Here is a 23,886-nt window from a genome sequence, read left to right on the forward strand (position 1 = left end):
CCGTGGACGCCCCAATGATGTGCCTTAACAATCGAAAAATCAGGAGAGATCCATGAGAAATCTGCTAGCGGCTATCGGCTTGGTTGCTGTTGCCCTGACCACATCAACTGCTGACGCCCGCACGTCCCATCGCTATGTTCGGCATGCAACATACCATAGCTTCGGGCCGTCGACCGGGCGCCATTACCGCAATGCGGATGGCAATTCGGTGCATAGTCCTATGCAGGCTGGAAGTCGGCCCGCTGGTGCATCCGCGCATTGCCGCGATGGATCGTGGAGTTTCAGCCAGCATCATCGCGGCACCTGCTCGCACCATGGCGGGGTGGAGAGCTGGTGAAGGATCGGGGCGGCCAGGAGCGGCGCGACAGGCTGATTTGGCTTGAAGCCGTCGTTCTTGGCGCGCTCTTGTTGCTTGGCCTGGTCTCGAAGGTGCTTGGGTATTTTTCGCTGGGGTGAAGTCTCTGTGGGGCGAAGGTTCACGCCCTCTCGCACCGGGTTTGGGTGAGTGCCTTTCGCAAAAGAGATGAATGGCAGGCTGCTATCGAGGAAGTGGCGCGGAGGCGCGGAATGGCTGGTTTGTCAGCGAGAGCGCTGGGAAATAGCCTGGCGGGCAACTATGTCGCGCGACCGTGCGCCGTGGTCTCCAGAACGTCCGCTAGCGTTGAGAAAGCACACGTAGCTCACCTTCATTTATATCGACGCGGCGGCAGGCCAGACAGTTCCAATTTTCTCATTAGATCAATGGTGTTCGATAAACCCGGTTTCGGGTGATCGGGGCCCAGCCAAATTGCTAGCCCAGGATCGTTTTAGAGTGCATCGGAACGTGAATGGAGCCGCCGCTGAAGGGAGGAAACTGCTTGCGATCTGCCTTCATGCGTTCGCGCGTCGGCGATGTCAGCGCGGTTTCAAGAGCGGCTGCACTGTCGAACACGATCTTGTTTCGCTGGAAATATTCGACGCGGCGCGATGGTAAGGTATCGATCCAATCGACCTTGGTGTAGATTTCGATGTCGCGAATTTGCGGAAATGTGGCCATGATCGCCGGATGATGCTGCAGGTAAAACCGATGCCATGCATGCGCATCATCGGGTTCGCCGTGGTAATGCACCATGAAGGCACAACTAGGGCCGGCAGCTTCAGGGGGCGATGCCTCAACGGGAAACGGTCGTGTCCACATCACCTGGTGGCTAGCCTCAGCAGCCGTGAGACTGGGAAAATCTGGTCCGAACAGCCCCTGCAAAGTGCCTTCCGAAGCGATTGCGGCCTCAGCCTGCTCCAACCGCGTGAAGTAGAGTTGCAGCGCGAGCATGGGGGGCGGGCCATCGTCGTAATAGCGATCCTTGGCAACCGCGGGCGTCAGCACGTGCGCCCGCGCCACCAGCGGCACGCTCCGGATCAGGCGTTCCAGCGCGGCATGCTCGACATCACTCAGCTGGACCGCGAGATCGGTGTGGGTGAAGGTAAGAAACAGGCAGAACATTGAATAGGCCTCCCGTTGGCTCAAAGACCTTTGCCGGTGCCGGCCAGGTAACCGCCGATGTCGTCAAAAGTCGCTTCGCTCAAAGACGCATGCTGCGTCACCACGAGCGAATCCCGAACGATCTGCTGCATGCGGTGCGACTTCTGGATCGCAGACATACCGGCAATGCGATAGGCCGACTGGATGATGTCTGCGCAGCCATGAGCCGCATGCGATGCGCTCAAGCGCAAAAGGTTGCTCAGATGGTCGGGCAGCGGGTCGCCCGCTTCAAGAATGTCCCAGGCCTGCTCGATCGTCTCGTAAAAGAAGGAGCGAATGCTGCGCCACTGGGCTTCGCCCTTGGCCAACGTAAGGCGGAAATAGCCGCGATCGCCGAGGCGGGGAGCACCGGGCATAATCTTGGCCTCCTTTGACATCGTCATCACCAGATCCAGCGCGGCGCGAGCAAGGCCGATGTTCACCACGGCATGCACCTGCGCCTGATAGGCGAGCGGGGGATAACGGAACAGAGTTTCGTCGATCAAGCTCTCGGAACCGCGCAGGAACGTCCATTCCTCAGCATAGAACTTGTTCTCGACGCGGATGTCGTGGCTCCCCGTGCCCTGCATGCCGAAAACCTCCCAGTTGTCGACAATCTCAACCTCATGGGCGGGCGCGACCGCCATGCGAGGGAGCGAGGGCTTGTCAGAATCGCCAGCAGCCGAGGGCGTCGCGATGCCCGCGCCGATCCAGTCGGCCCCTTTGCAACCGCTGGCAAAACGCCAACGGCCTGTGGCAATCCACCCTCCCGGCGCCGGCTTTGCAGGCTGCACGGGATAGAGCGCTCCAGCAAAGACCTGATCGGGGCCGGTTTCATAGATCTTGCGCTGGGTCTCGATCGGCAACGCCGCAAGATAGGTGTTTGCCGAACCAAAGGCTGCGACCCAGGCCGCCGAGCCGTCGGCCGTAGCAATCGCCTCGACCATGGGCAGGAAGTCTGCAGGAGACGATGCGTCACCCCCGAAGCATTTCGGCGTGCCCGCACGGAAAATGCCGACCTCCTTCATCTGTGCGACGAGGTCACGGGGGACATGGGACAGGCGGTCGATCTCCTCGCGGCGCGCAGCGATGGTTTCGACCAGCGCGGCAAGTTTGTCGGCGCGGCGGGGCGGGTGGATGACCTGTTGGCTGTTCACGGGCTAGATCCTGTTCATATGAGGCGAGGGCGGCATTCGCCGCGTTCCGTCGCCGGAAAAGGGAAAGCGGTCAGGCCGCCGGTTGGGGTTGGTTGGTCATTGTGGCCCTCGATCCAAGGATGAGGACTGCAACTGCAGCGATCAGGGGGACTGGTGCCAGGGACAGGAAGACGTCATTGGCCGGAAGGCCGCCGGCGCGCAGTTGCCCCGCAATCAGCGGGCCAACAATCGACCCCACCCGGCCCACGCCAACCGCTGCGCTGGTTCCCAGCACGCGAGCATGGACGGGATAGATGCGAGGGATGAGCGCATAGATCGCGCATTGCGGTCCAACAATCAGCAGGCCTGCCAGCGCCGAAAACAGCAGCACCGCATCGGGCGTATGGCTGAACGCCAGGAGCACAATCGTGAGGGAAAAGAGCGTGTAGGCGGCAACCAGCGGCCAGCGGAAACCAAGGCGATCCACCACCAGAGACAGCAGGATCGCACCCAAGATGCTGGCGAGGTTAAAGGCGAAGGCAGCTGACGAACCGACCTGGGCCGACAGGCCCATGGCCACGACCAGCGAAGGCAGCCAGTTGAGCATCAGATAGGTTGCAAGCAGCGTCGTCGCAAAGATCAGCCAGACCAGAAGAGTGCTGAGCAGACGGTTGTCGCCGAACAGATCCGAGGTGGCACTTGCCGTCGCCGCGCGCTGCGGCGGGGCGCTGTGGGGGATGCAAAGGAAGACCAGTGGAGCAAGCAGGGAGGGCACAATGCCGCCGCTGATAAACAGCATGTGCCAGTCCACGACACCGCCCATGGCGCGTGCATAGAGAGCCACGACAGCCGCACCGGCCGGCAGTCCGCAGAATGCGATCGTCACGATAAGCGAGCGGTGACGGTGTGAACCGGCAGCTGAAGCGATTGAGAGCACGATGGGCAGGGCGCTGCCAAATCCAACACCGGCAAGGCAGCGGACCGCCACGAGGCCGCCTACGCCGGGAACGAACGCGGTTCCGATTGAGCAAAGGCCGAAGAGCAGGGTGGCGCCTGCCAGCATTGTCCTGAGGCCGAAGTGCCTTGAAAGGCTACCGCTCAGGAATGCTCCGATGATGAGGCCGACCATCGCGGCGCTGGCAATGGCGCCCTGCGCGCTGGCGCCAATGCCGAGCTGTGCCATCATGCGCGGTGCGGCTACCCCGAATGCCTGGATATCGTAGCCCTCCAACCCGATGATCGAGAAACAGAGCATCAAGGTCGCGAAAGCGGATGGGGAGCGAGAGGCTGTCATCGAACGGGCGTTCCGATAAGTCTAAGGCTGATGGGGTGGCGAAACAGGCGGTTGGCGAGCCCCGGACTGCGATAGGCAGCATGTGTGCCGGGGCCTCGCGGAAGCCGCCTCATTTTGTATACAGTGCACTATCGTGAGATTTTGAGACCTCGTCAAGGGCGATGAAAGGTCAGTTTGACGTATTTTTTGCCCAGAAAATGTGGAGATCGCCACTTCCCATCTGAACGGCCCCGATCTAAATTGTACTCCAGATACAAGATGAATCACGTTCCGCGCGAAAGAAAGGGATGTCATGCGACCCGCCATCAGGAGAAGTGCGACACTGCGAGAGCAGGTTGTCGAGGCGGTCATGTCGGAATTGCGCCAGGGAACCTACAAGCCGGGGACGCGGATCACCGAACAAAGCCTGGCCGAAATGCTTCAGGTTTCCCGCACACCGATCCGCGAGGCGCTAAATCAATTGCTTGAGCAGGGCATTTTGCATGGGCGTCCGCGCGGCGGCTACGTCGTGCCGTCGCCTTCGGCCGAGCAAATCCGGCACATCATCGCGGTGCGCATGCTTCTTGAGCCGGCCGCGGTCGGAATGGCCGCCAAAGAGTATGGCGCCGAACAAATCGCACGCATGGATGATGCCATCGAGATGGAAGCGGCGGCGACGGACAGCCCGAACCCTGCCGAGTTTGCGGCGGGAAATGAGCAATTCCGGCGGGCTGTCTTCGACGGGATCGCCAATCAGGCACTGTGGGGGATCATTGCGCAATTCTCGAGCCATCTCGATTTGATCCGTTCGACGACGCTGAAAGATATCGCGCTTCGTCAGGAGATTATCGGTCGTCAGAAGGCTGTTCGTGATGCGATTCACGCGCGAGAAGGTGATCTGGCCGAGGCCCTCTGGCGTTCCTATTTGAGGAGGAGCGAAGAGACGCTGGTCCAGGCACTCGAGGAAATCGCGGAATCGCTGACGTCGGATCAAGACGCTTGAACTGACGGGAATGCGGCGGGGCAAGAACGGCTTCTTGCCCCGCTCGGGACTCACTGTTGATCGCCGCCCTTCTGTGCCAACCATTGATCGACGGGCACGCGGTTGAGTTCGAAACGGTCGCGGGTTGTCGAGTACCAGCTTGCGCCGTGCAGGCGTGCCACCAGATCCATTGCGTCAGCATCGATATGCATATGCTCGTCGATGACTCCATCGGCGAAGTGCATGTGAAGGATCTCGCCAGTTACGATAATCCGGTTGTAGGGCAGATACTGAATGTTGAAGGTACGACATTCCATGCTTGCCGGTGCTTCGGCGATGCCGGGTGTGGCAATCTGCTTGGAGGCGCGCGGGGTGAAACCGGCTTGTTCAAACTCGCTGACGCCCGTGTCGAAGTCGAGCGAACTCACCAGCATTTTCTCAGCGATCGAACGGCTGACCATGTTGACGACGAATTCGCCGCGATCCTGGATGTTGCGGGCAGTGTCCTTGAAGGGGTGGACATCGTCGCGGCTGTTGCCCTCGATGCCGATCACCAGCAGCGGCGGCGCATTGCTGAAGGCATTGAAAAAGCTGAAGGGAGCAGCATTGAGTGTCCCATCGGGGCCCATCGTCGAAACAAGGGCGATAGGGCGCGGTATGATGGTGTTGACCAGCAGTTTGTAGACGCGGTCAGGTGTCAAATCGGAAGTGGCGATGTCCATGGCATGTGCCCCTCCGCCAGGTAGCGGAGGGTATCTCCTTTGTTGGGTGTTTAAGATCAGGCTTCGCGCAGCATTGCGCGCGGCGCGGCGTCGAGCAGGCGGATGGCGCGGGCCATCGTGAGGACCTGCTCATGATAGAGTGCGGGGCACAGCTTACTAATATGCCCATCCGGCGCTTCGGCCAGAAAATAGGAGGGTGTGGAAATGTAGCCGATGCTGGGCACCTTGGCTAAAGTCCAGGGATGAAGGCCCGGGCAGAAGGAGAAGGGGCTGTTGCTGGTCACAACGGTGCGCGCCAAGGTGGATTCGCCCAGCGCCTGCTCCATGATCTTGGCCAGATAATTCGGCTTGTCTTCAGGCGCAAAGGTGAAGGCCCAGCTCACATCGGGTTTGTCGGTGGGCGTGAAGGTGTTGGCCTCCGGATGGCCCAGCCATTCGCGGCAGCCCATATGCTCCATCGAGATCGAGGCAACGGCCTTGGCCATGATGTCCGGGCGCTGCGTTGCCCACCAGATATCCGGTGTGTGGTTGAGCGCCAGATGGCCTTCACTCAGAACGCAGGTGATGGTGCGCTTGCGCTGCTCTTTTGGGATTCCGGCGAAATATTTCATCAGGTTAACGACCGCGATCGAGCCGTTTTCCTGAATAGCGTTCATCCCATCGGTGTGGGTCCAGACCAGAATGGTCTCATCGCTCATGCCTGGAAGCGTGGCCACGGTGGTGGCCGTGTGGACGGCAGGCGTCACATGAGCCTCAATGGTCAAGGTGACCGGCTCACCGCTTGCTTCGAGAGCCCGCAGTGCGCGGGCTCCCGACATGGCGACCCACAAGGAGGGTAGCGCTGCTGTGCCATTGCGGCGGATCTGGCCCTGGCCGTCATCATCGACGATGTTCGCCCAAGCGTAGATGACACCCTCTGCGCCAGCCTTGCGCAGATCCTCCTCTAACGTGGCCGGCAGGCGGCTTTCAGTGTTGTTCCAGGCGGTTGCCATCGGCTGAACTGCGGGCATTCCACCAGCATGAGAACGGTCAACCACGGCTGCAACTTGGCCTTCGAACATGCGGCCGAAGGGGAGGGGCTCGATCTCAACCTCGATAAGGGCGATTTTGCCTTTGACATCGGCGGGGATGTCGATGTGGGGAAAGCTTGAGGGATCAAGCGCAGCCCCGAAAACTGTGCCTTTGGCGGTTCCGCAATATTTGAGGGGGGCTGTCACGCCGTCAGGGCCCGTTGATGACGATTCCCGGTTGGTGGCGGCGACCCTGATGGCCTTGCCCGACGCGCTGACGATGCTCCACTTGCGAGGTTCCCAAACGTCCAGACTATGGCGTTCGAGCTGCTCCACGATCAGGCCGGCATCGCGCAGGCGCTGGTTGATAAAGGCGCAGTAACGCAAGTGATTGGCTGTGCCGGGGTAGCGCAGGCCGTAGCTCACCATGGTTTTCACATCAGACCACAGGCGTTCTTGCGAAGCAAACCTGCTCTGGTCGATGATGGGCGATGCGGCCTGCGCGGAGGGGATGCCTTGACTGGCTGCGATAGCCCCAACACCGGCCATGAAGTTACGGCGGCTCGTATTTAGCGCGGTCAATTCCTTCATGTTCATGGGCTTACCTTTTGTTTCCTGGCTGTGGCCCTGCCTGTCGCGCCTGGCTTTTCAGGTGGTGAAACGTTCTTCTGGACACTTTGGAAGCTCATGCTTCCGCGCATAATGTGTACTGTATCCATGATAAGATCGTTGTCCAGTGGGAAAAACTTCAGGTCTTGAGCCGCAGCAATTCGACACAAATTGCTGCGGTCCGGCGGGTTTTTTTGCGTGTCGAAGCAGCGGGCGCTTGGCGGACCGCTGGCTAACTCGGTCGAAGCCAGCGCCAAGGAGTTATGGTATCCGGAATTCATAAAAATAACTATAAAGCATATACATAGATCTATTACCAGGTTCTCTCTGTCCGTGGCGATATGTGGTCAGTCGGGCCAGAATGGCGGGTATGAGCGATGCGATTCCAAGCTTCGACCTGCCCTGCGGGGCTGCTGGATGGGGCAAAAGACGTAGGCCGGCATCAATTGGGTTTGACATAACGGATCGATTCGGGAATTAATGTATACAGGATACATAATGGCGGATCGCCAAGCGAGGATGGTTCAGGTCAGAGCGTCTTGTAGCAAGGGTGCGAATGTGGACTCCGTGGCGGGTTCCTTCTTCGGGACGACAGATGCAATGCTGATGAATTCTTGCCAGGCTCAGGAGCCCGTGAATGCGCGGCTTCTACGGAGCGTGGAGGCAGGGCACCGGCGGACAGGGGAGTGCGATAAGTCGGTACTTCTGTCGTACTGCTTTTCGATCCCGCCTTCGACCATTGCGCTTGGGACATATCGCTCGGCTTAACGGGCGTGGTGCACCGGCGCTTCATAGATAACGCAGGTAGGACGGGCTGGCAGAGCCGCAATGGCCGCCAGCCATCGGGTTTTAAAACAAGCAAGGTACGGGGAAAATTCATGAAGACGAACGTGTTACTGTTCTGCAATACGATTCTCTGGTCCGCGGGCCTGCTTGTCACACCCGCCCTCGCGCAAGGTACGGATCAGGCCGCGCCGGTTTCGGCGGCGCCGGGCGAAATTGTCGTGACAGCGCAGAAGCGGCCAGAGCTTCTGTCTAAAGCGCCACTGTCGATCTCGGCTGCGACGGGCGGCGAATTGCGCTCCGCAGGCGTGACCGATCCGACCTCCATTGCTCGCCTGATGCCGACCATCAAGATCGACCAGGCGGCGGGTCTTCAGATCACCATTCGCGGTGTGTCGAGCGCTGACGGCTCGGAGAAGGGCGACCCATCGGCGGCCTTCATGCTCAATGGCGTTTATCTGGCACGCCAGCAGTCGCTCTCGGGCGCCTTCTTCGATATCGACCGTATCGAGGTGCTGCGCGGTCCTCAGGGCACACTGTATGGCCGCAATGCGACGGCTGGCGTGGTCAATGTGCTGACCAAACAGCCGACCGAAAAGTTCGAGGGTTCGCTCAACGCTGAGGCTGGTAATTACGGCACCTATCGTGTCGATGGCATGATCAATATGCCCGTCAGCGACCGTCTTTCAGTGCGTGCCGCAGCCGCCTACAACAAGCATGACAGCTATCTGCTGCATGGCAACACCACCAACCAGCCGCTGGGCCAGGACGAGGACGAATATGCCGCCCGACTGAGTGCCAAGCTGAAGCTGGGCGCCAATGATCAGGGTCATCTGCTGCTGGTCGGTGAATATTCGCATCAGGGCGGTGTGGGGCCACAGGCGGTCACCATGGGCAATTTCTTTGCCAATGCCACCTCCACCACCCCGCTGTACATGAGCAATGCTTCCTCGGACAGTCAGCGCACGGTGAACTATCCGATCACCAGCAAGCCCTATCAGGACAACAAGATCTACGGCATCACGGGTGAAGCGGCCTGGGATTTCGGTCCGGTCAACTTGACCTATCTGGGCTCGTTCCGCGGGTTCGACCGCAATGCGCTGAACACTTATGTCAACTACAACTCGGCGCGCTATGCCGACCAGATCACCACCGGCATCACCTATTCCAATTCGCAGGAAGTACGCCTGGCAACGTCCGGAACCGGGCCGCTAACGGCTGTTGTTGGCCTCTATTACTTCCGCGAGAAGTCGGACAACGTCAACACGGTCCTGCATAATTATGCTGGCTTCCCGCTTTATGCTTTCCTGCAAAAGGACGTGGTGGGCGAATCCAAGGCCGCCTTTGGTCAGGCCACCTATGCCATCACTGACAGCTTCAAGCTGACCGCTGGCATTCGCTATTCGCGCGACGACAAGTCGCGCCTCGGGGCCACGGTCTACAGCACGACCTCCCAGGCGCTCGATCCGTCAAGCTACACGGTTTCGGCGATCAACAATGCCTCGCGCGTCGACTCCAAGGTCACCTGGAAGGCCGGCGCCGAGTATGACTTTAGCCATAATGTCCTGGCCTATGCCAATGTCGCTACCGGCTACAAGGCAGGCGGCTTCAACGATGGTTGCGGAGCGGGTTCGCCGGGTTGCACCTCGCCGGTCACCGACCTGTATTACCGGCCCGAGCAGCTGACCGCCTATGAGACGGGCGTGAAGGGCAAATTCCTGCACAACACTATCTCGGCCAGCATTGCCGGCTTCTATTATGACTACAAGGACATGCAGCTCAGCTCGCCCGGCACGCTGGGGCTGACCACGCTCAACGCGGGCAAGGCGCATATCAAGGGCATCGAGAGTCAGGCGGCAATCACACCCACACGCAACGACCGTGTCGATCTTTCGATCAACTACCTCGACGCGCGCTATGTCACCTACAGCCCGACCGCCACGATCAATTTTGCGGGCAAGCAACTGGACAACTCGCCGTCCTGGACCGCGATGATGGGTTATACCCACACCTTCCCGCTGGCCAATGGTGGTGCCATCGAGGCACATGGCGACTCCACGCTGAGCGATTCCTATGAAACCACCAACTTCAGCAACGGTGTGCAGTATCGCTATCCCAGCTATACCAAGAGCAACGCCAGCCTGACCTATCGCACGTCACGCGGCTGGACGTTGACCGGTTTTGTCAAGAATCTGGAAAACACCATCACCATCTCAGGCTATGGCAATGGCCGTATCTATGCGTCCGAACCGCGCACCTATGGCGTGCGGGCCGGCATCAAGTTTTGACGTTGGCGGTTTCGGCTGCCGGCTCTCGCGCTGGCCGCTGAAACCGGGATGTTCGCCTGCCAGATTGGTTGGCCGGCCGTGAACAATCCTAGGAGTGGCAACGCCGCGCATGAGAGAGCATTGTGACATGAACGGTGACATGATGGCAGGCACGATCCTGATCGCCCGCGATGCCGTGGGTGACGGCCCGGTAACGGTCGCCGTCAAGGACTGCATCGACATTCTGGGCCAGCCTACGCGCGGGGGCAGCGGCTGCCTTGATGATGCCGCGCCCGCCCCTGCCCATGCCGATGTCGTGGCCAACATGCTGGCGCGGGGCGCCACCATCGTTGGCAAGGCGAACATGCATGAGCTGGCCTACGGCATCACCGGGGTCAATGGCCGCTATGGCACCCCTGCCAACGCCCGCTTTCCTGGGCGCATACCTGGCGGGTCATCGAGTGGGTCTGCAGCAGCTGTCGCAGCTGGCTTCGCAGCCATCGCGATCGGCAGTGACACAGGCGGTTCGATCCGCGTGCCAGCCACCTGCTGCGGCGTCTTCGGCTTCAAACCGACCTTTGGTCGGGTCAGCCGCGCAGGCTGTCTGCCCGCGTCGTCTTCGCTCGATTGCGTGGGGCCGTTTGCGGACAACCTCGCGGACATCGAGCTTGCGATGACGATGATCGATCCGGGTTTCGTCCCGGCTGCTGATCGTGAAAACGCCCGGCTTGGCCTGGTTGCCGCCGAGGCTGCCGAGCCAATCGCCCAAGCTGTTTTTTCCACCCTGACCGCCAGCCCAGCCACCATGATACCGATCGTACTCCCTGGCTTTCTCGCAGCTTTCAAGGCTGGCATGGAGATTATGGCGGCAGAGTGTTCAGCCGCTTTTGGCGGTATGGTGGATGACGAACGCATGGGGACAGACGTTCGTGCTCGCCTGCGTGCTGCTGCAGTGATCGATGATCGGCAAGTGCTGATGGCGGAACAAGTTCGTGATGCCTTCACGGCCGCAGTGGATGCGGCGCTCGAGCAGGTCGATGCCCTTGCATTGCCAACACTTCCGGCCATTCCACCCATGCTGGAAGAGATCGATGCAGATCCGGCGGTGGTGCTCTCGCTTACCAATCTGGTACGCCCATTCAATCTTTCGGGCCACCCCGCACTGTCGATCCCCCTAAAGACGCGCGACGGAGCACCTGCCGGGTTGCAGCTTGTTGGACGTAAGGGCAGGGATGCCGAACTCTGTGCGATCGCGCGCTTTGTGCTGGGGCAGAAGGCGGTATGAGCGTGGCCGAGACTATGGACGCTCGCCTGGCCAGATTGGAGATGGTCGAGGCTGCTCGGCGCGTCACGATGCGGTATTTCCAGCTATGCGATACGCTGGGTCCAGAGACGCCGTTCGACGAATTGGCTGGGCTCTTTGCCCGCGACGCGATCTGGGAAGGGCGCGGGCGTTATCGCGAAGCCTTCGGTCGCCATGAAGGACGCAAGGCCATTGCTGGGATGCTGGCCAGCTATGCGCAGCCGCCCCATTTCCGTCTCAACGCTCATTATCTCTCCTCCGAAGATTTCGATGTTGGAGACGGTGGGGTCACTGGCCGCTGGATGATGCTTCAGGTGTCGACCTATCGCGACGGTCGATCAGATCTTCGCAGCGCTGCGCTGACCCTTGAATTCGTTCAGGAGGATGGAGCGCTGCGCATCCTTCGCTTTATTACGCAAAACATCTTTTCCCGCGATGTGGGGCCTTGGAACGATGAGGCTCCCATTTCGGTCCCTCAGCCCACCAAAGAGGAAAGCGCATGAGCACCACGGATTTCGGCGCGCTGGTGAAGGACGATCGCGTTCACACCGCGCTCTATAAGGATGGCGCCATTTTCGACGAGGAAATGGAGCGCATCTTCAAGAACACCTGGGTCTGGGTGGGGCATGAGAGCGAAGTGCCCTCGGCCAACACCTTCAAGAAAAGCTTCGTGGGCAATCAGCCGGTGATCGTCACGCGTGACAAGGCCGGGGTGATCCGCACGCTGCTCAACCGCTGCCGCCACCGTGCGGCCTCGGTCTGCGAGAAGAAGAAGGGCAAGCAGTCGGTCTTTGTCTGCCCCTACCACGGCTGGAGCTATGACATCGACGGCGGCCTGCGCAAGGTGCCTTATGCCGATGGCTATCCCGAAGGCCTCGACCGCGAGGAATTCGGCCTGATCCGCCTGCGCACCGAGACCTATCAGGGCATGATCTTCGCCACCTTCAAGCAGGACATCGAGCCACTCGTCGAGTTCCTTGGCCCGGCGCGCAAATGGATGGACCTGTTCATGAAGCAGGGCGCGGGCTTTGGCGTGAAGGTGCTGGGCGAACACCGCTTCCGCTTCCCCGGCAACTGGAAGATCCAGCTGGAGAACACGACAGACGCCTATCACTTCCCCATCGTCCACAAGACCTTCCTCGACAGTCTGGATGCCGAGACCGAGAACATCTTCGACGTTATCGGCTCGGGCGGCTGGGTGGAAGATCTGGGCCATGGCCACAGCGTGATGGTGATGATCCCCGATCTCATCGATCTCGACGACAATCTCGACGCCCCGATCCCCGACCGCTTCGCCGAGCTGGCCGAGGAACTGCGCGAGGAAGGCCATGACGAAGCCGCCGTGCGCAGGATCGTGCGCGCGGTGGGCGGCACGGGGTTCAACCTCAACCTGTTCCCCAATGTCGCCTGCTCGATGGCCTTCTTCCGCGTGCTGCGCCCGGTCGGCGTCGCCGAGACCGAGATCCAGCATGTCGCCATCGGCATGGGCGATGCGAAGGAAACTCCGTCGCCAGCGGGCAACCGCGCACGTCTGCGCCTGCATGAGCATTTCCAGGGCCCGATGGGCTTCGGCACGCCTGACGATGCCGAAGGCTGGGAGCGTGTGCAGCGCGGCGCCCGTGCGGGCGACGATCTGTGGATCATGCTCAACCGTGGCAGCGCGGCGCCCGAGGGCCGTCCGCAGCCAGGGCATAACGCTGGCGACGCTTCCTCCGAAGTGGGGATGCGCGCGGCCTATCAGCAGTGGAAAAGGATGATGACGGCATGAGCACCGCAACTCTGACACGGCACGCGATCTCGCTTGATGACGCCACGCGCTTTATCTGGGCCGAAGCCGACATTCTTGATCGTCTGGATTATCGCGCCTGGCTGCCCCTGTGGACCAAGGACGGCCGCTACACCATTCCGATCGAGCATGATGCCGTTGACTACGACAATCAGCTCAACGTCGCCCATGACGATGAAGAGATGCGCCAGGCCCGTGTGAAGCGCTTGCTCTCGGGTTTCTCGATGAGCGCAGCACCGCCCGCGCGGACCGTGCGCACAATTTCGCGCTTTGTGGTAACCGCTGCTGCCGACGATCTGATCGAACTTCGGTCGGCTATGGTGCTGGTGGAATACAAGTACGAGCGCACGCGTGTGCTGGCCGGTGACGTCGAATTCCGTCTCAAGCGCGACGAAGGGGTGATCAAGCTGGATCGCAAGGTCGTTCGCCTGGCCAATTGCGACGACTATCTCCACGGCATTGGTTACCTGCTGTGAGCGATATCGGGGAGGGGGAAGCCACGGTGGTATCTCAACAGGATTTCCGGCGTGCCATGGCGGCGCTGCCGGCGGCGGTGAATGTCATCACCACGGATGGTGGCGCGGGGCGCCACGGGATGACGGCCACAGCGGTCTGCTCGGTCACCGATGAGCCCGCCTCGCTGCTGGTCTGCATCAACAAGAATGCGCGGATGCATGATCTGCTGCGCGACAATGGCCGCTTCTGCGTCAATGTGCTTGCGGCGGGGCAGGATGGCGTGTCGGGCGCCTTCTCGACCCGAGATCTCTCCATCGATGAGCGTCTGGCGCAGGCCGGGGCGGTGATCGCGCTGGACGATGGCCAACCCGCTCTGGCCGGGGCGCAGGTGGCGCTGGGCTGCCGTATCGCTCAGGTGATAGCGGTGGGCACGCATTCGATCTTTATTGGTGAGGTGGAGCAGGTGCTGATCGGACAGGGCGTGGGGGCGCTGGCCTATTACGAGCGGGCCTATCACCATCTGGGTGGCGCCGCGCCGCTGAGCGGGGCACGGGCATGAGTGAGGCAGCACGCGCCTTCGTGGCGGCACGTCGGGCAGCGCAGGGGCTTGAGCGCTGGCCGGGCGATCTGCCGCAGGAACTGGATGACGCCTACGCGCTTCAGTCTGAAGTGCAGGCCGCATGGGGCAAGCCGACAGGAGGCGTGAAGGTGGGACGTGTGCTGGGCGCATGGGCCGAGCGCTTCGGTGTCGACCGTTTCGCCGGGCCCATCTGCGCTGCAACCATCCGGCAGGCGGTCGCCGGCGAGGTGGCGCCTTTCCCGGTGATCGCGGGCGGCACGGCGCTACTGGAATGCGAGGTGATCGCCATGCTGGGTCGCGATGCTCCCGATGACACTGGCATCTCGTCGGAGGCTGCGCGCGGTCTGGTTGCGAGCCTGCATATCGGCATCGAGATCGCTGGCAGCCCGATGGCGGACATCAATGCGCTGGGGCCGCTGGCCTCGGTGGCCTGCTTCGGCAACAACAATGGCGTCATCATCGGACCGCCCATCGCCTATTGGCAGATGCTCGATCTTGCCTCGCTGCATTGCGTGGCGCGGATCGATGGCGAAGAGGCCGGGCGGGGCGACACCGCGCGCCTGCCCGGCGGCATCTGGACCGCACTGACCTTTGCCTGCGCGCAGCAGGCGCGGCTCGGCAGGCCTTTGAAAGCAGGCGACATCGTCTGCACCGGCGCGCTGACGGGCATGCATCCCCTTGCCGTGGGCCAGCGCGCCCAGGCCGATTTCGGGCCGCTGGGGCAGGTGGACTGCCTCGCCGTGGCGCAGGATTAAGGACAGGATATGGTGAGTGTGACGATCATCGACCGCGCCGGTCGGGAAGAGACCGTGGAGGCGGCCCCCGGGCTTTCGGTGATGGAGACCATCCGCCAGGCCGGTTTCGACGAACTGGAAGCCATGTGCGGGGGCAGTTGCTCCTGCGCCACCTGCCATGTCTATGCGCAGGGCGAGGGGCTGGTGCCATTGAGCGCCGATGAGGACGACCTGCTCGACAGCAGTGACCACCGTCGTGCCGACAGCCGCCTCTCCTGCCAGATCAGGTTGAGCGCGGCGCTCGAGGGCTTGCGTGTCACCATCGCGCCGGAGGATTGAGCATGGTCGCCGGAGGGGGGGATCCCGTCGATGTGCTGATCGTGGGTGGCGGCCATGCCGGGGCGCAATGCGCCATTGCCTTGCGGCAGAACGGTTACGCCGGATCGGTGGCGATCGTCGGGCGCGAGCATGAGCCGCCCTATGAGCGCCCGCCGCTCTCCAAAGAGTATTTCGCGCGCGAGAAGAGTTTCGAGCGCCTGTATATCCGCCCGCCCCAGTTCTGGGAGGAGAAGGACATCGCCCTGTTGCTGGGCTGCGAAGTGGTGAAGGTCGACCCCGCCGCGAAACAGGTGGTGTTGTCGGATGGCACGATGATGACCTATGGCACGCTGGTCTGGGCCGCTGGTGGCGATCCGCGCCGCCTGCCCTGCGCGGGGAGCGATCTGGCGGGCGTGCATGCGGTGCGCACCCGCGCCGATTGCGATCAGTTGATGGGCGAGACCGATGGCGGGGTGAAGCGCGTCACCGTGATCGGTGGCGGCTATATCGGGCTTGAGGCCGCCGCCGTGCTGACCAAGATGGGCGTTGCGGTGACGCTGCTGGAGGCCGCGTCGCGCGTGCTGGCACGGGTGGCGGGGCCGGACCTCTCGGCCTTTTACGAGGCCGAGCATCGGGCCCATGGTGTCGATCTGCGCACGGGGGTGGCGGTTGAGCGGCTGATCGGCATCCCCGGCGGGCGCGTCACCGGCGTGGCGCTGCAGGATGGCACGGTGGTCGCAGCCGATGCGGTGATCGTGGGCATTGGCATCGTGCCGGCCGTGGCGCCCTTGATTGCGGCGGGGGCCGCCGGGGCCAATGGGATCGATGTGGATGCCTTCTGTCGCACCTCGTTGCCCGATGTCTACGCCGTCGGCGATTGCGCCAGCTTCGCCTGCGACTTTGCCGATGGCGCCGTGATGCGCGTGGAATCGGTGCAGAACGCCAACGATCAGGCCACCTGCGTCGCCAAGGCGCTCTGCGGTGAGGCGCGGCCCTATCGCGCCCTTCCGTGGTTCTGGTCGAACCAGTATGATTTGAAGCTGCAGACTGCAGGGATTTCGGTCGGTTACGATCAAACCGTCTTGCGTGGCGATCCGGCGGCACGTTCCTTCTCCGTGATCTACCTGAAAACAGGCCGGGTCATCGCGCTCGACTGCGTCAACGCCGTGAAGGACTATGTGCAGGGTCGCAAGCTGGTAGAGGCGCAGGCCTGTCCTGATCCTGGGTGTCTGGCCAATGACCGTTTGCCACTTAAGGGATTAGCCTGATCGCGGGCTAAACAAGCCTTTAACCGGTGCCCGCCGACTACCCGATGACCGCCAACCGCATCGGCGCGGATCTGAGCGACTTCATCACCCGGAATATTCGGGGGCCGGTGTTCATCTCGGGCAATTCCTCGGGCGGTTTGCTGGCGGTCTGGCTGGCGGCCAACCGGCCTGCGCTGATCCGCGCCGCGCTGTTCGAAGACCCGCCGCTGTTTGCCTCCGAATATCCGCGGATCCGCCAGACCATCGCCAACCGGGCGTTCAAGACCAGCGACACCGCCGCCACGCGCGATCACCCGCAGGACTTCCTGCTCTATTGGGTGCATGAGAATGCACAGTTCTTCCGCAATCGCGCGGGGCCTGTCGCGCCCTTCCTGCTGACGCAAGCGATAAAAGCAGCACGCCGCCGCAACCCAGGCCAGCAGCTTCAGCATTTTTGCCCTAAAAGCTGTCTGACCGCCCTCGATAACAAATCTGCCAAAGATTGCCGTTTGCGACGGCCCTGCAAGCGGCCGTTCGCGATGGACCAAAGCCCGATGAACCGACGATGACTTTTTACGGGGCCAATCGGACTCGCAAACGGCGGCTCTTGGCGGATATGGATCGCCCGGCCGAAGATTGTAACTCGGCCGACCGGGCGATAGTCACACCCTGGATGGAACAATCCTCATGACAGTGATGGCGAGCGTGTTTAGAGGAACAACCGCGCCTTGAACATCGCCGAACGCGGTTCGCCAATCACGATGGCGGGCTGGGTGGTGCCGCTGTTGGAGACGTAATAGGTCTCGTCGAAGATGTTCTTCACATTGACCTGGAACTCCACGGCCTTGCCGCCAAGGCGAGTGGAATAGGCCATGAAGCCGTCGAAAACCTGCGAGGCGGGCAGCCAGTATTCCTTGCCCGTGCCATCGCCCGCGCCCCACTTGCTGGCGATGCGCGCGCCGCCGCCGATGCGCAGCTTGCCGCGCCCGACCTGACCGAAATCGCGCGTCACGAACAGCGAGCCCTGATGCTTGGACACGCCGTCGAGGGGATTGCCTTGCAGCAGCGGGTCTTCCAGCACCTTGGTGTCGGTCAGCGCATAGCTGGCCGTGACGTTCCAGCTGCGCCCGATGCGGCCCGAAACGTCGAGCTCGACCCCGCGTGAACGCACCTTGCCCGCCGCGCGGGTGGTGGTGGTGCCATCGGCGGCGGTGTCGCTCACCTGCACATTGCGCTTGATGATGTTGTAGAGCGCCGCCGTGGCGGTCACCCGCCCGGTGACATATTTCGCGCCGCCCTCCCAGGATTTGCCTTCTTCAGGCGGCAAGGTGCCGATTGGCGTGGCGATCGAGGTGTTGGGGCGGAAGCTCTGCGTGTAGCTGCCATAGACCGAGAACTGCGGCGTGAAGAGATGCACCAGCCCTACGCGCGGCACCGCCTTGCCGGTGTTGACCTTGGTGCCGACCACAAAGGGGCGGCCCTTGCCGGTCAGCTCGTCGACATGGTCGTAACGCACGCCGGCCAACAGGATCCAGCTGTCGGTCAGATGGATGCTGTCCTGAAGGAACAGGCCCCATTCATGCAGCTTGTCGGTCTGGTCGCTGTCCTTGGCGCTGACGGTCGAGGGCAGCTTCATCACCCCATAGACCGGGCTGTAGAGGTTGAAATTGGTGTTGGTGGCATCGCGCATCAGATCGCCCAGCACGCGCTCATTGTGCATGTAATCGGCGCCGACCAAAATTTCGTGCTTCATGCCCAGCAGCTCTGCGTGGCCCACGGCATTGGCCTGCACCACATGGGCGGTCTGGCGGGCGTTGCGCGTGGCGTCGCCCCGGCGCGTGACCACGCCGGTGGTGGGGGCGACCGAGATGGTCCGCGCCTGGAAGTCGTTGTAATAATTATGGCTGAAGCCATAATTGAGCGCCAGCTTCCAGTCCGGGCTGATCCGGTGCTCGACACGCAGCCCAACATTGTCCGAGGTGCCGGCCGTGATGTTGTAGGGTTCGTCCAGACGGCGTTCGCGCGGGATGGCATAGACCTTGCCAGTGGCGGTGTTGAGCTGCGTGCCCCGATCGAAGGGGCTGGAATAGGTCATATGCTCATAGCTGGCGACGACGCTGGTTTTATCGCCATACCAGGCCAGCGAGGGGGCAATGGTCCATTGCTTGTTGACGCCGAAATTGCGCCAGTAATCATACTGCTGCCAGTCGCCGATCAGGCGGTATGCCAGGCCCTTGTGACCGATCGCGCCCGAGACGTCGCCCTGCACGCCGCCGCCGCCGAAAGTGGTGCCCCAGGCCGAAAAGGCGCGCAGCGGATCGAGCGTGGGCTTCTTGGTGACGATGTTGACGATCCCGCCCGGATCCTGAACGCCATAGAGCATCGAGGAGGGGCCCTTGAGCACCTCGACCCGCTCGGCGGTGGGGGTGAAATTATGCGCGCGCACCGATTGCACGCCATCGCGCAGGATCGAATTGTCGCGGTTGGTGCCGAAGCCGCGCTTCATGATGGCATCCTGCGTGCCGCCCAGCGTGTTGCCCTGCTTGACGCCGCTGACGGTGGCCAGCGCCTCGTCGAGACTGAGCGGCTGGCGATCCTGAAGCAGCGCCTGGGTGACGACCGAAACGGCCTGCGGCACTTCGACCAGTGGGGCTTCAGTGCGCGTTCCAGCGGAGGCCTGCGCGGCCTGATAACCGTCAATGCGGTTGCTGGCCGTGACGATGATATCGGGGCGCTCGACGGTGCTTTCGCTTTGCGGATCGCTTTCAGCGGCGGGGGCGGGGGCCGTGTCCAGAGTATTGGAATGCGCCAATCCCGACTGCGCGAGGCTGCAGGAGGCGAGGGCGCAGGCGACCGCCCAGCGCGAGGCGCGCTGATGGATGAAAATCATGGTAATCCCCTAGATGTCTGAGAACCGCGCATTAGAGATATTGAGAATGAGTTGCAGCATTAAAAAGGCATAAAAATTGCATTTAATGCTAGACGTTCGCATTATCATTTATAGGAGGGCGGCAAGAGGCGTGCTCCTCCGGGCCTGCCCTTTCCTCGCAGGAGATCTCATGAAGTCAAAATCTTACGTCTTACGACGCGATTCCGCATGGCGGGGGCTTCTCCTCGCGCTGATGCTCGCCCCCGCCGTCGCCATGGCTGACGCGCCGACCGACGCATTGCCGTCCTACAAGCCCAAGCAAGTGACCGTCGCGCCTGATGCCACCTATCGTCTGCCCGATGGCTCGGTGGCGGAAGGAGGCGCCGAGCATGTGCATTACATCCTCGAGAGGCTCAACGCCCGCTTCACCGCGACCCATCCCGCCGTCCGGTTCACAGACCTCTCGAAGGGCACCACCAGCGCTCTGCCGCTGCTCACCCACGGTCGCATCCTGTTCGGTTCGATGGGGCGGGGCATCGCGCCACTGGAGGTGAAATCCTACGCCAAGATCGTCGGCGCGCCGCCGCTCGAAATCCGCATCGCCCACACCAGCGACGACACATCGCAGCATCTGGCCACCTCGCTGGCGGTCTATGTCAACCGCGCCAACCCGCTCACCACCATCACGCGCGAGCAGCTTTCGCGCATCATGACGGTCGGCAATGCGCAGGGCGACCTGTCCACCTGGGGACAGCTGGGCCTACCCAAGGCCTGGGCCGCCCGGGCCATCCATCCCTATGGTACACCCGAGTTCACGGGATTCGGCACCTACATGCAGCGGGAGCAGCTGGGTGGCCGCCCGCTCGCCGCGACCTATGAGCAATACGGCGACACCGACGACATCCTCGAGCGCCTCGCCGCCGATCCGGCGGGCATCGCCGTTGCCGCGCTGGGGCGCGAGACGCCCGAGCTGCGCCAGCTGGCCATCGCCGACACACCGGGCGGTCCGGCCAGCCTGGGGAGCCGGGAGGACGTGCGGGCGGGCCGCTACCCGCTCGGACGCTATCTTCTGCTCTATGTGCGCAGGGTGCCGGGCAAGCCGGTCGATCCACTGGTGAAGGAGTATCTGCGGCTGGTGCTGTCAGCCGAAGGGCAGGCCGTGATCGCCGGACAGGAGAAGGGGTACATCCCGCTCACCCCCGCCGAGGCGCGCGCCGAACTGGCCAAGCTCGACTGAAACGCCCGCGCCACTGCTACTCCCGAAAGGATTTTCCATGCGACTTCGATCCGCCAAGGCCGCTTGCCTGCTCATGGCGCTGGCTCCTCTGTCCGGCACCGCCTATGCCGCCCCCCAACCCGCCGCCCCGGCCCACGCGGTCCGAACTGCCGGGGACCGTCCGGCCTATCTCCAGCCCGATGGCACCATCGCCATCATCGGCAACGACGGGATGGACGCGTTGATGGCGGGTCTGGGCAAATTGGTGGCCCGCAACCAGCCCACGACGCGCTTCACCTATGTGCTCAAGGGATCGTCGACCGGCCTGCCTGCGCTGGCAGCCGATGCCACGCTGCTCGCCCCGCTGGCGCGGGAGGCCTGGCGCGGCGAGCTGGCCGGTTTCCGCCAAACCCATGGCTATGAGGCGCTGCCCATCCGCATCGGCTATTCGGGCTGGGGGCCGCGTACCGAAGGCAAGACTCCGGCGGCGGTCTATGTGGCGCGGAGCAACGCGCTGCCTGCCATCACGTTGACCGATCTGGCGCGGGTCTTTTCGGCGGGCAGTCCGCAGGGGGATATCAACACGTGGTCGCAACTGGGCGTGAAGGGCGAGGCCGGGGCACGGCGCATCCATCTCTATGGTTTGCGCGACGATGGTGGCTTTGCCACGGCCTTCCGCGACCGCCATTTCGGCAAGCGTCCCTATGCCGTTCGTTACGAGCCGCTCGCCAGTTACGAAGCGGTGCTCCATGCCGTGGCCAGCGACCCCTATGGCATAGGGATCGTCGGATGGACCACCGAAGAGAAGGCGGAGGGCGCACGCATCGTCCCAGTGAAAGGCAAGGGCGAGCCTGCGCTTCCCGATCGGCAGACAGTCAGCAATGGGGCCTATCCGCTGACCTCGGGCGTCTATCTCTATGTCGATCGCGCGCCGGACCGGAAATTGGCACCCACCGTGCGGGCATGGTTGGAGGCGGCGCTCTCCGACGAGGGGCAGGCCCTGATTGCCGCGCAGTCGAGCGGACCGGAGGGATACCTGCCGCTCTCCCCCGCCGATCTCGCTGCGGAGCGCGCGAAATTGGCTGCACTCTAAGCTGGGCCTGGAAGGCCTGTCTTCCCCGCGGACGCCGCGCCGGGGGGAAGGCCACCTCATCAGCGCCTTCCTCGCCATGATAACCTTGCGATACCCACCGTTGCTGACGTCAGAGATAGCCGGTCAAGCCAGGCGGCAAGCCCGAGAAAGTCGAAGGGCTTGACCAGATAGAGGTCGGCCCGGACCTGAAGCTCCACGACGCGAGCCTCGATACCAGCCACCGCCGTCAGCAACATGACTAGCCTCTGGCATCCCTCTCTCCTTTGCGCGCGCCTCACCACGGAGGGCCGGTCGAGGCCGGGCACCATGCGGTCGAGCAGGACGATATCGAGCCTTGTGCTGACCAGTCGTGCGTGCGCTTCCTGCCCCTCGATGAGCCGCAGGGGCTCGCGAGCGCCTTCGAGACGACGTTCATTCACTCGCGATGGTCCAATATTCCTGAATATTCGGGGAATGGACACATTCGTGACTTTAGGACTGATCCCCCCTGCTTGGAGTGCCCATGATCATCGGTCATTGCTGGCAATGGCAATTCTAGATGGCCAACAACGGATCCCATTGGCCTCTCACGCCCCCAAATGGACCATGGAGGCCGCACAGTCCGTCAGTTTCCAGCCTTCGCCACGTGAGACGTTGAATTTATAGCTGCTTCGCTAGCGGCCTCAGTCATAGGCCGGCTGGCAAAACCAATCGAGCGCGAAGGCCCGACATCGCTGGTGAGACATGCAGCGTGAGTTCGCCTCCGTTCAATTCAGCCAGTTCCTGGGTGATGGGAAGGCCGAATCCATGTCCGTCGCCACGCTCGTCAAGTCTACGGCCTGGCACGAAAGCCTCCCGCATCGCCTCTTCGGACAGTCCCGATCCGTCGTCGTCGATCAGCAGCACAACGGTGGCATCGTGCCTGACTGCGGTGATCGCGACGGCTGACGAGGCATGGCGCCACGCGTTGTCGAGCAGATTTCCCGCCATCTCGTCGAAGTCCTGGGCATCCACGGCCACGGCCAGGTTGACCGCGATCTCCACCGTGACGCCGATCGCGCGCTCTGCATGGATGCGCTTCAGGGCCGAGACGAGATCGGCTATGGCCGGTGCAATCGCGGTGCGGGTGCGCTGAGCGCCGCCCGGCGCCGCTGCGCGCGCCCTGCCCAGATGGTGTCGGATGCGCCGGTCAACCTGCGACAGCATCTCTCCCAGGCTGCCGTCCCGATCATATCCGCTGTCCGCCAGTCTGACACTCAAGGCGGCCAAAGGTGTTTTCAGGCCATGGGCCAGATTGGAGACGTGGCGGCGCGCATGCTCGAGCCCCGCCTCATTCTGATCGATCAGGGCATTGAGTTCGATGGCGAGCGGGACCAGTTCGTCCGGCTGGTCGAGAGGGACATGCCGGGCGCGCCCCGTCCTGACGTCTGCCAGGGCGCGGCGCAAGGAACGCAATGGCTGCAACCCGAACCGGAGTTGCATGAAGGTGGCGAAGGCCAGCCCTCCCGCCAACAGGGCCAGCGATCCCATCAATGGAACGACGGCCTGATGCAAGAGCGCCATGGCCTCATGCCGTGGCCCGCTCGCGGTCACCGTGACGAGGCCCTGCGCGACAGCGAACGACATCTGCCGCACTTGCGTGTCCTTGTCCAAGACCGTGCGTGCATCGCCCCGGACATCTTCCGCCGCATCTTCGCCATAGGGCATGTGCCTATGGTGGTCGCGGTGTGCCTGACGCTTCTCCAGCCTCACCAGGTCAATCGCGGCACCGTGACTCCAGCTATCGCCCCCCGAGCCGTCCACCCGCCAGCCCCAACCGGAACCCGCGTTGTCGAACAGCGGGAGATTGACCACCCGCGCGGTGTCGAGCGTGCCATCGGGCCGTACAGCCCTGACCAGCACGCTGATCTGGGTATCGAGCTGTGTATCAAGATTGTGGACCACGAACCGTTCGAGGACATGCCCGATCGTGAAAGCGGCGAATGCCAGAGCCGCCAATGTTGTCAGCATAGCAATGCTGAGCAG

At 62.5% G+C, this 23,886-nt stretch carries 22 protein-coding genes; 14 read left to right on the forward strand and 8 right to left on the reverse strand.

Going from position 1 to position 23,886, the window contains the following annotated elements; all coding sequences use genetic code 11:
- Positions 1-52: 52 nt before the first annotated feature.
- Positions 53-337, forward strand: a complete 285-nt coding sequence (locus HGK27_RS25310; RefSeq protein WP_206243601.1) for a DUF3761 domain-containing protein — start codon at positions 53-55, stop codon at positions 335-337.
- A gap of 453 nt (positions 338-790) precedes the next feature.
- On the opposite strand, the gene HGK27_RS25315 is transcribed toward HGK27_RS25310, so the two are convergent.
- The 3 genes from HGK27_RS25315 to HGK27_RS25325 form a co-directional block, all read right to left on the reverse strand.
- Complete coding sequence (locus tag HGK27_RS25315) at positions 791-1,480, reverse strand: EthD family reductase (RefSeq protein ID WP_206243602.1); 690 nt, start codon at positions 1,478-1,480, stop codon at positions 791-793.
- A gap of 20 nt (positions 1,481-1,500) precedes the next feature.
- Positions 1,501-2,655, reverse strand: coding sequence for an acyl-CoA dehydrogenase family protein (locus tag HGK27_RS25320; RefSeq protein WP_206243603.1), 1,155 nt, complete (start codon positions 2,653-2,655; stop codon positions 1,501-1,503).
- 70 nt (positions 2,656-2,725) lie between these two features.
- Entirely contained in the window at positions 2,726-3,928 is a 1,203-nt protein-coding gene (locus tag HGK27_RS25325) for an MFS transporter (protein ID WP_206243604.1), read from the reverse strand.
- Positions 3,929-4,220: 292 nt separating this feature from the next.
- Here HGK27_RS25325 and HGK27_RS25330 point away from each other — a divergent pair, with 292 nt between their 5' ends.
- The gene (locus HGK27_RS25330) at positions 4,221-4,910 is read left to right on the forward strand and encodes a GntR family transcriptional regulator (RefSeq protein ID WP_206243605.1); all 690 of its coding nucleotides are present in this window, start codon (positions 4,221-4,223) and stop codon (positions 4,908-4,910) included.
- A 50-nt stretch (positions 4,911-4,960) separates the two neighbouring features.
- Here the strand turns inward: HGK27_RS25330 and HGK27_RS25335 are convergent, their stop codons facing one another.
- Together HGK27_RS25335 and HGK27_RS25340 are read right to left on the reverse strand one after the other, a co-directional pair.
- Positions 4,961-5,611, reverse strand: a complete 651-nt coding sequence (locus HGK27_RS25335; RefSeq protein ID WP_206243606.1) for a flavin reductase family protein — start codon at positions 5,609-5,611, stop codon at positions 4,961-4,963.
- A 56-nt stretch (positions 5,612-5,667) separates the two neighbouring features.
- Positions 5,668-7,218 carry a hypothetical protein gene (locus HGK27_RS25340; RefSeq protein ID WP_206243607.1) on the reverse strand — a complete coding sequence of 517 codons (1,551 nt, stop codon included), beginning with the start codon at positions 7,216-7,218 and terminating at the stop codon, positions 5,668-5,670.
- Between the two features lie 890 nt (positions 7,219-8,108).
- On the opposite strand from HGK27_RS25340, the gene HGK27_RS25345 reads away from it, so the two are divergent.
- The 10 genes from HGK27_RS25345 to HGK27_RS25390 all read left to right on the forward strand — a co-directional run bounded on the left by HGK27_RS25345 (position 8,109) and on the right by HGK27_RS25390 (position 17,273).
- Complete coding sequence (locus tag HGK27_RS25345; protein ID WP_206243608.1) at positions 8,109-10,301, forward strand: TonB-dependent receptor; 2,193 nt, start codon at positions 8,109-8,111, stop codon at positions 10,299-10,301.
- 127 nt (positions 10,302-10,428) lie between these two features.
- The gene (locus tag HGK27_RS25350) at positions 10,429-11,565 is read left to right on the forward strand and encodes an amidase (RefSeq protein WP_241127464.1); all 1,137 of its coding nucleotides are present in this window, start codon (positions 10,429-10,431) and stop codon (positions 11,563-11,565) included.
- A complete protein-coding gene (locus HGK27_RS25355) occupies positions 11,562-12,086 on the forward strand; it encodes a nuclear transport factor 2 family protein (protein ID WP_206243609.1) in 525 nt (174 codons plus the stop codon). The genes HGK27_RS25350 and HGK27_RS25355 overlap by 4 nt, the downstream gene beginning before the upstream one ends.
- On the forward strand, positions 12,083-13,351 hold the full coding sequence (locus tag HGK27_RS25360; protein WP_206243610.1) for an aromatic ring-hydroxylating oxygenase subunit alpha: 1,269 nt from the start codon (positions 12,083-12,085) through the stop codon (positions 13,349-13,351). Before HGK27_RS25355 ends, HGK27_RS25360 begins: the two co-directional genes overlap by 4 nt.
- Positions 13,348-13,845, forward strand: a complete 498-nt coding sequence (locus HGK27_RS25365) for an aromatic-ring-hydroxylating dioxygenase subunit beta (protein ID WP_206243611.1) — start codon at positions 13,348-13,350, stop codon at positions 13,843-13,845. The genes HGK27_RS25360 and HGK27_RS25365 overlap by 4 nt, the downstream gene beginning before the upstream one ends.
- A gap of 26 nt (positions 13,846-13,871) precedes the next feature.
- Positions 13,872-14,384: a flavin reductase gene (locus tag HGK27_RS25370; RefSeq protein WP_241127465.1), complete on the forward strand. Its 513-nt coding sequence runs from the start codon at positions 13,872-13,874 to the stop codon at positions 14,382-14,384.
- Positions 14,381-15,160 (forward strand): 2-keto-4-pentenoate hydratase, encoded by a 780-nt coding sequence (locus HGK27_RS25375; RefSeq protein WP_206243612.1) that lies wholly within the window; start codon positions 14,381-14,383, stop codon positions 15,158-15,160. The genes HGK27_RS25370 and HGK27_RS25375 overlap by 4 nt, the downstream gene beginning before the upstream one ends.
- Before the next feature lie 9 nt (positions 15,161-15,169).
- Positions 15,170-15,478, forward strand: coding sequence for a 2Fe-2S iron-sulfur cluster-binding protein (locus HGK27_RS25380; protein WP_206243613.1), 309 nt, complete (start codon positions 15,170-15,172; stop codon positions 15,476-15,478).
- 2 nt (positions 15,479-15,480) lie between these two features.
- Complete coding sequence (locus HGK27_RS25385) at positions 15,481-16,725, forward strand: NAD(P)/FAD-dependent oxidoreductase (protein WP_206243614.1); 1,245 nt, start codon at positions 15,481-15,483, stop codon at positions 16,723-16,725.
- Positions 16,726-16,751: 26 nt separating this feature from the next.
- On the forward strand, positions 16,752-17,273 hold the full coding sequence (locus HGK27_RS25390) for an alpha/beta fold hydrolase (protein WP_206243615.1): 522 nt from the start codon (positions 16,752-16,754) through the stop codon (positions 17,271-17,273).
- A 140-nt stretch (positions 17,274-17,413) separates the two neighbouring features.
- Here HGK27_RS25390 and HGK27_RS25395 read toward each other — a convergent pair whose 3' ends face one another.
- Positions 17,414-19,594 carry a TonB-dependent siderophore receptor gene (locus tag HGK27_RS25395; protein ID WP_206243616.1) on the reverse strand — a complete coding sequence of 727 codons (2,181 nt, stop codon included), beginning with the start codon at positions 19,592-19,594 and terminating at the stop codon, positions 17,414-17,416.
- A 169-nt stretch (positions 19,595-19,763) separates the two neighbouring features.
- Here HGK27_RS25395 and HGK27_RS25400 point away from each other — a divergent pair, with 169 nt between their 5' ends.
- Positions 19,764-20,810: a PstS family phosphate ABC transporter substrate-binding protein gene (locus HGK27_RS25400; protein WP_206243617.1), complete on the forward strand. Its 1,047-nt coding sequence runs from the start codon at positions 19,764-19,766 to the stop codon at positions 20,808-20,810.
- Positions 20,811-20,847: 37 nt separating this feature from the next.
- Positions 20,848-21,882, forward strand: a complete 1,035-nt coding sequence (locus HGK27_RS25405) for a PstS family phosphate ABC transporter substrate-binding protein (RefSeq protein WP_206243618.1) — start codon at positions 20,848-20,850, stop codon at positions 21,880-21,882.
- Between the two features lie 59 nt (positions 21,883-21,941).
- On the opposite strand, the gene HGK27_RS25410 is transcribed toward HGK27_RS25405, so the two are convergent.
- Together HGK27_RS25410 and HGK27_RS25415 are read right to left on the reverse strand one after the other, a co-directional pair.
- On the reverse strand, positions 21,942-22,301 hold the full coding sequence (locus HGK27_RS25410) for a response regulator (protein WP_206243619.1): 360 nt from the start codon (positions 22,299-22,301) through the stop codon (positions 21,942-21,944).
- A 247-nt stretch (positions 22,302-22,548) separates the two neighbouring features.
- Complete coding sequence (locus HGK27_RS25415; protein WP_241127467.1) at positions 22,549-23,871, reverse strand: sensor histidine kinase; 1,323 nt, start codon at positions 23,869-23,871, stop codon at positions 22,549-22,551.
- Positions 23,872-23,886: the final 15 nt, after the last annotated feature.

Source organism: Novosphingobium terrae (genome assembly GCF_017163935.1).
Classification (GTDB): Bacteria; Pseudomonadota; Alphaproteobacteria; order Sphingomonadales; family Sphingomonadaceae; genus Novosphingobium; species Novosphingobium terrae.

Excerpts from the sequence above, each read along its gene's own strand:
- HGK27_RS25330 (WP_206243605.1), top strand. The coding sequence starts at position 4,221 with ATGCGACCCGCCATCAGGAGAAGTGCGACACTGCGAGAGCAGGTTGTC.
- HGK27_RS25405 (WP_206243618.1), top strand. The coding sequence starts at position 20,848 with ATGCGACTTCGATCCGCCAAGGCCGCTTGCCTGCTCATGGCGCTGGCT.
- HGK27_RS25380 (WP_206243613.1), top strand. The coding sequence starts at position 15,170 with ATGGTGAGTGTGACGATCATCGACCGCGCCGGTCGGGAAGAGACCGTG.
- HGK27_RS25340 (WP_206243607.1), bottom strand. The coding sequence starts at position 7,218 with ATGAACATGAAGGAATTGACCGCGCTAAATACGAGCCGCCGTAACTTC.
- HGK27_RS25345 (WP_206243608.1), top strand. The coding sequence starts at position 8,109 with ATGAAGACGAACGTGTTACTGTTCTGCAATACGATTCTCTGGTCCGCG.
- HGK27_RS25375 (WP_206243612.1), top strand. The coding sequence starts at position 14,381 with ATGAGTGAGGCAGCACGCGCCTTCGTGGCGGCACGTCGGGCAGCGCAG.
- HGK27_RS25385 (WP_206243614.1), top strand. The coding sequence starts at position 15,481 with ATGGTCGCCGGAGGGGGGGATCCCGTCGATGTGCTGATCGTGGGTGGC.
- HGK27_RS25325 (WP_206243604.1), bottom strand. The coding sequence starts at position 3,928 with ATGACAGCCTCTCGCTCCCCATCCGCTTTCGCGACCTTGATGCTCTGT.
- HGK27_RS25400 (WP_206243617.1), top strand. The coding sequence starts at position 19,764 with ATGAAGTCAAAATCTTACGTCTTACGACGCGATTCCGCATGGCGGGGG.
- HGK27_RS25360 (WP_206243610.1), top strand. The coding sequence starts at position 12,083 with ATGAGCACCACGGATTTCGGCGCGCTGGTGAAGGACGATCGCGTTCAC.
- HGK27_RS25315 (WP_206243602.1), bottom strand. The coding sequence starts at position 1,480 with ATGTTCTGCCTGTTTCTTACCTTCACCCACACCGATCTCGCGGTCCAG.
- HGK27_RS25310 (WP_206243601.1), top strand. The coding sequence starts at position 53 with ATGAGAAATCTGCTAGCGGCTATCGGCTTGGTTGCTGTTGCCCTGACC.
- HGK27_RS25395 (WP_206243616.1), bottom strand. The coding sequence starts at position 19,594 with ATGATTTTCATCCATCAGCGCGCCTCGCGCTGGGCGGTCGCCTGCGCC.
- HGK27_RS25350 (WP_241127464.1), top strand. The coding sequence starts at position 10,429 with ATGAACGGTGACATGATGGCAGGCACGATCCTGATCGCCCGCGATGCC.
- HGK27_RS25355 (WP_206243609.1), top strand. The coding sequence starts at position 11,562 with ATGAGCGTGGCCGAGACTATGGACGCTCGCCTGGCCAGATTGGAGATG.
- HGK27_RS25335 (WP_206243606.1), bottom strand. The coding sequence starts at position 5,611 with ATGGACATCGCCACTTCCGATTTGACACCTGACCGCGTCTACAAACTG.
- HGK27_RS25415 (WP_241127467.1), bottom strand. The coding sequence starts at position 23,871 with ATGCTGACAACATTGGCGGCTCTGGCATTCGCCGCTTTCACGATCGGG.
- HGK27_RS25365 (WP_206243611.1), top strand. The coding sequence starts at position 13,348 with ATGAGCACCGCAACTCTGACACGGCACGCGATCTCGCTTGATGACGCC.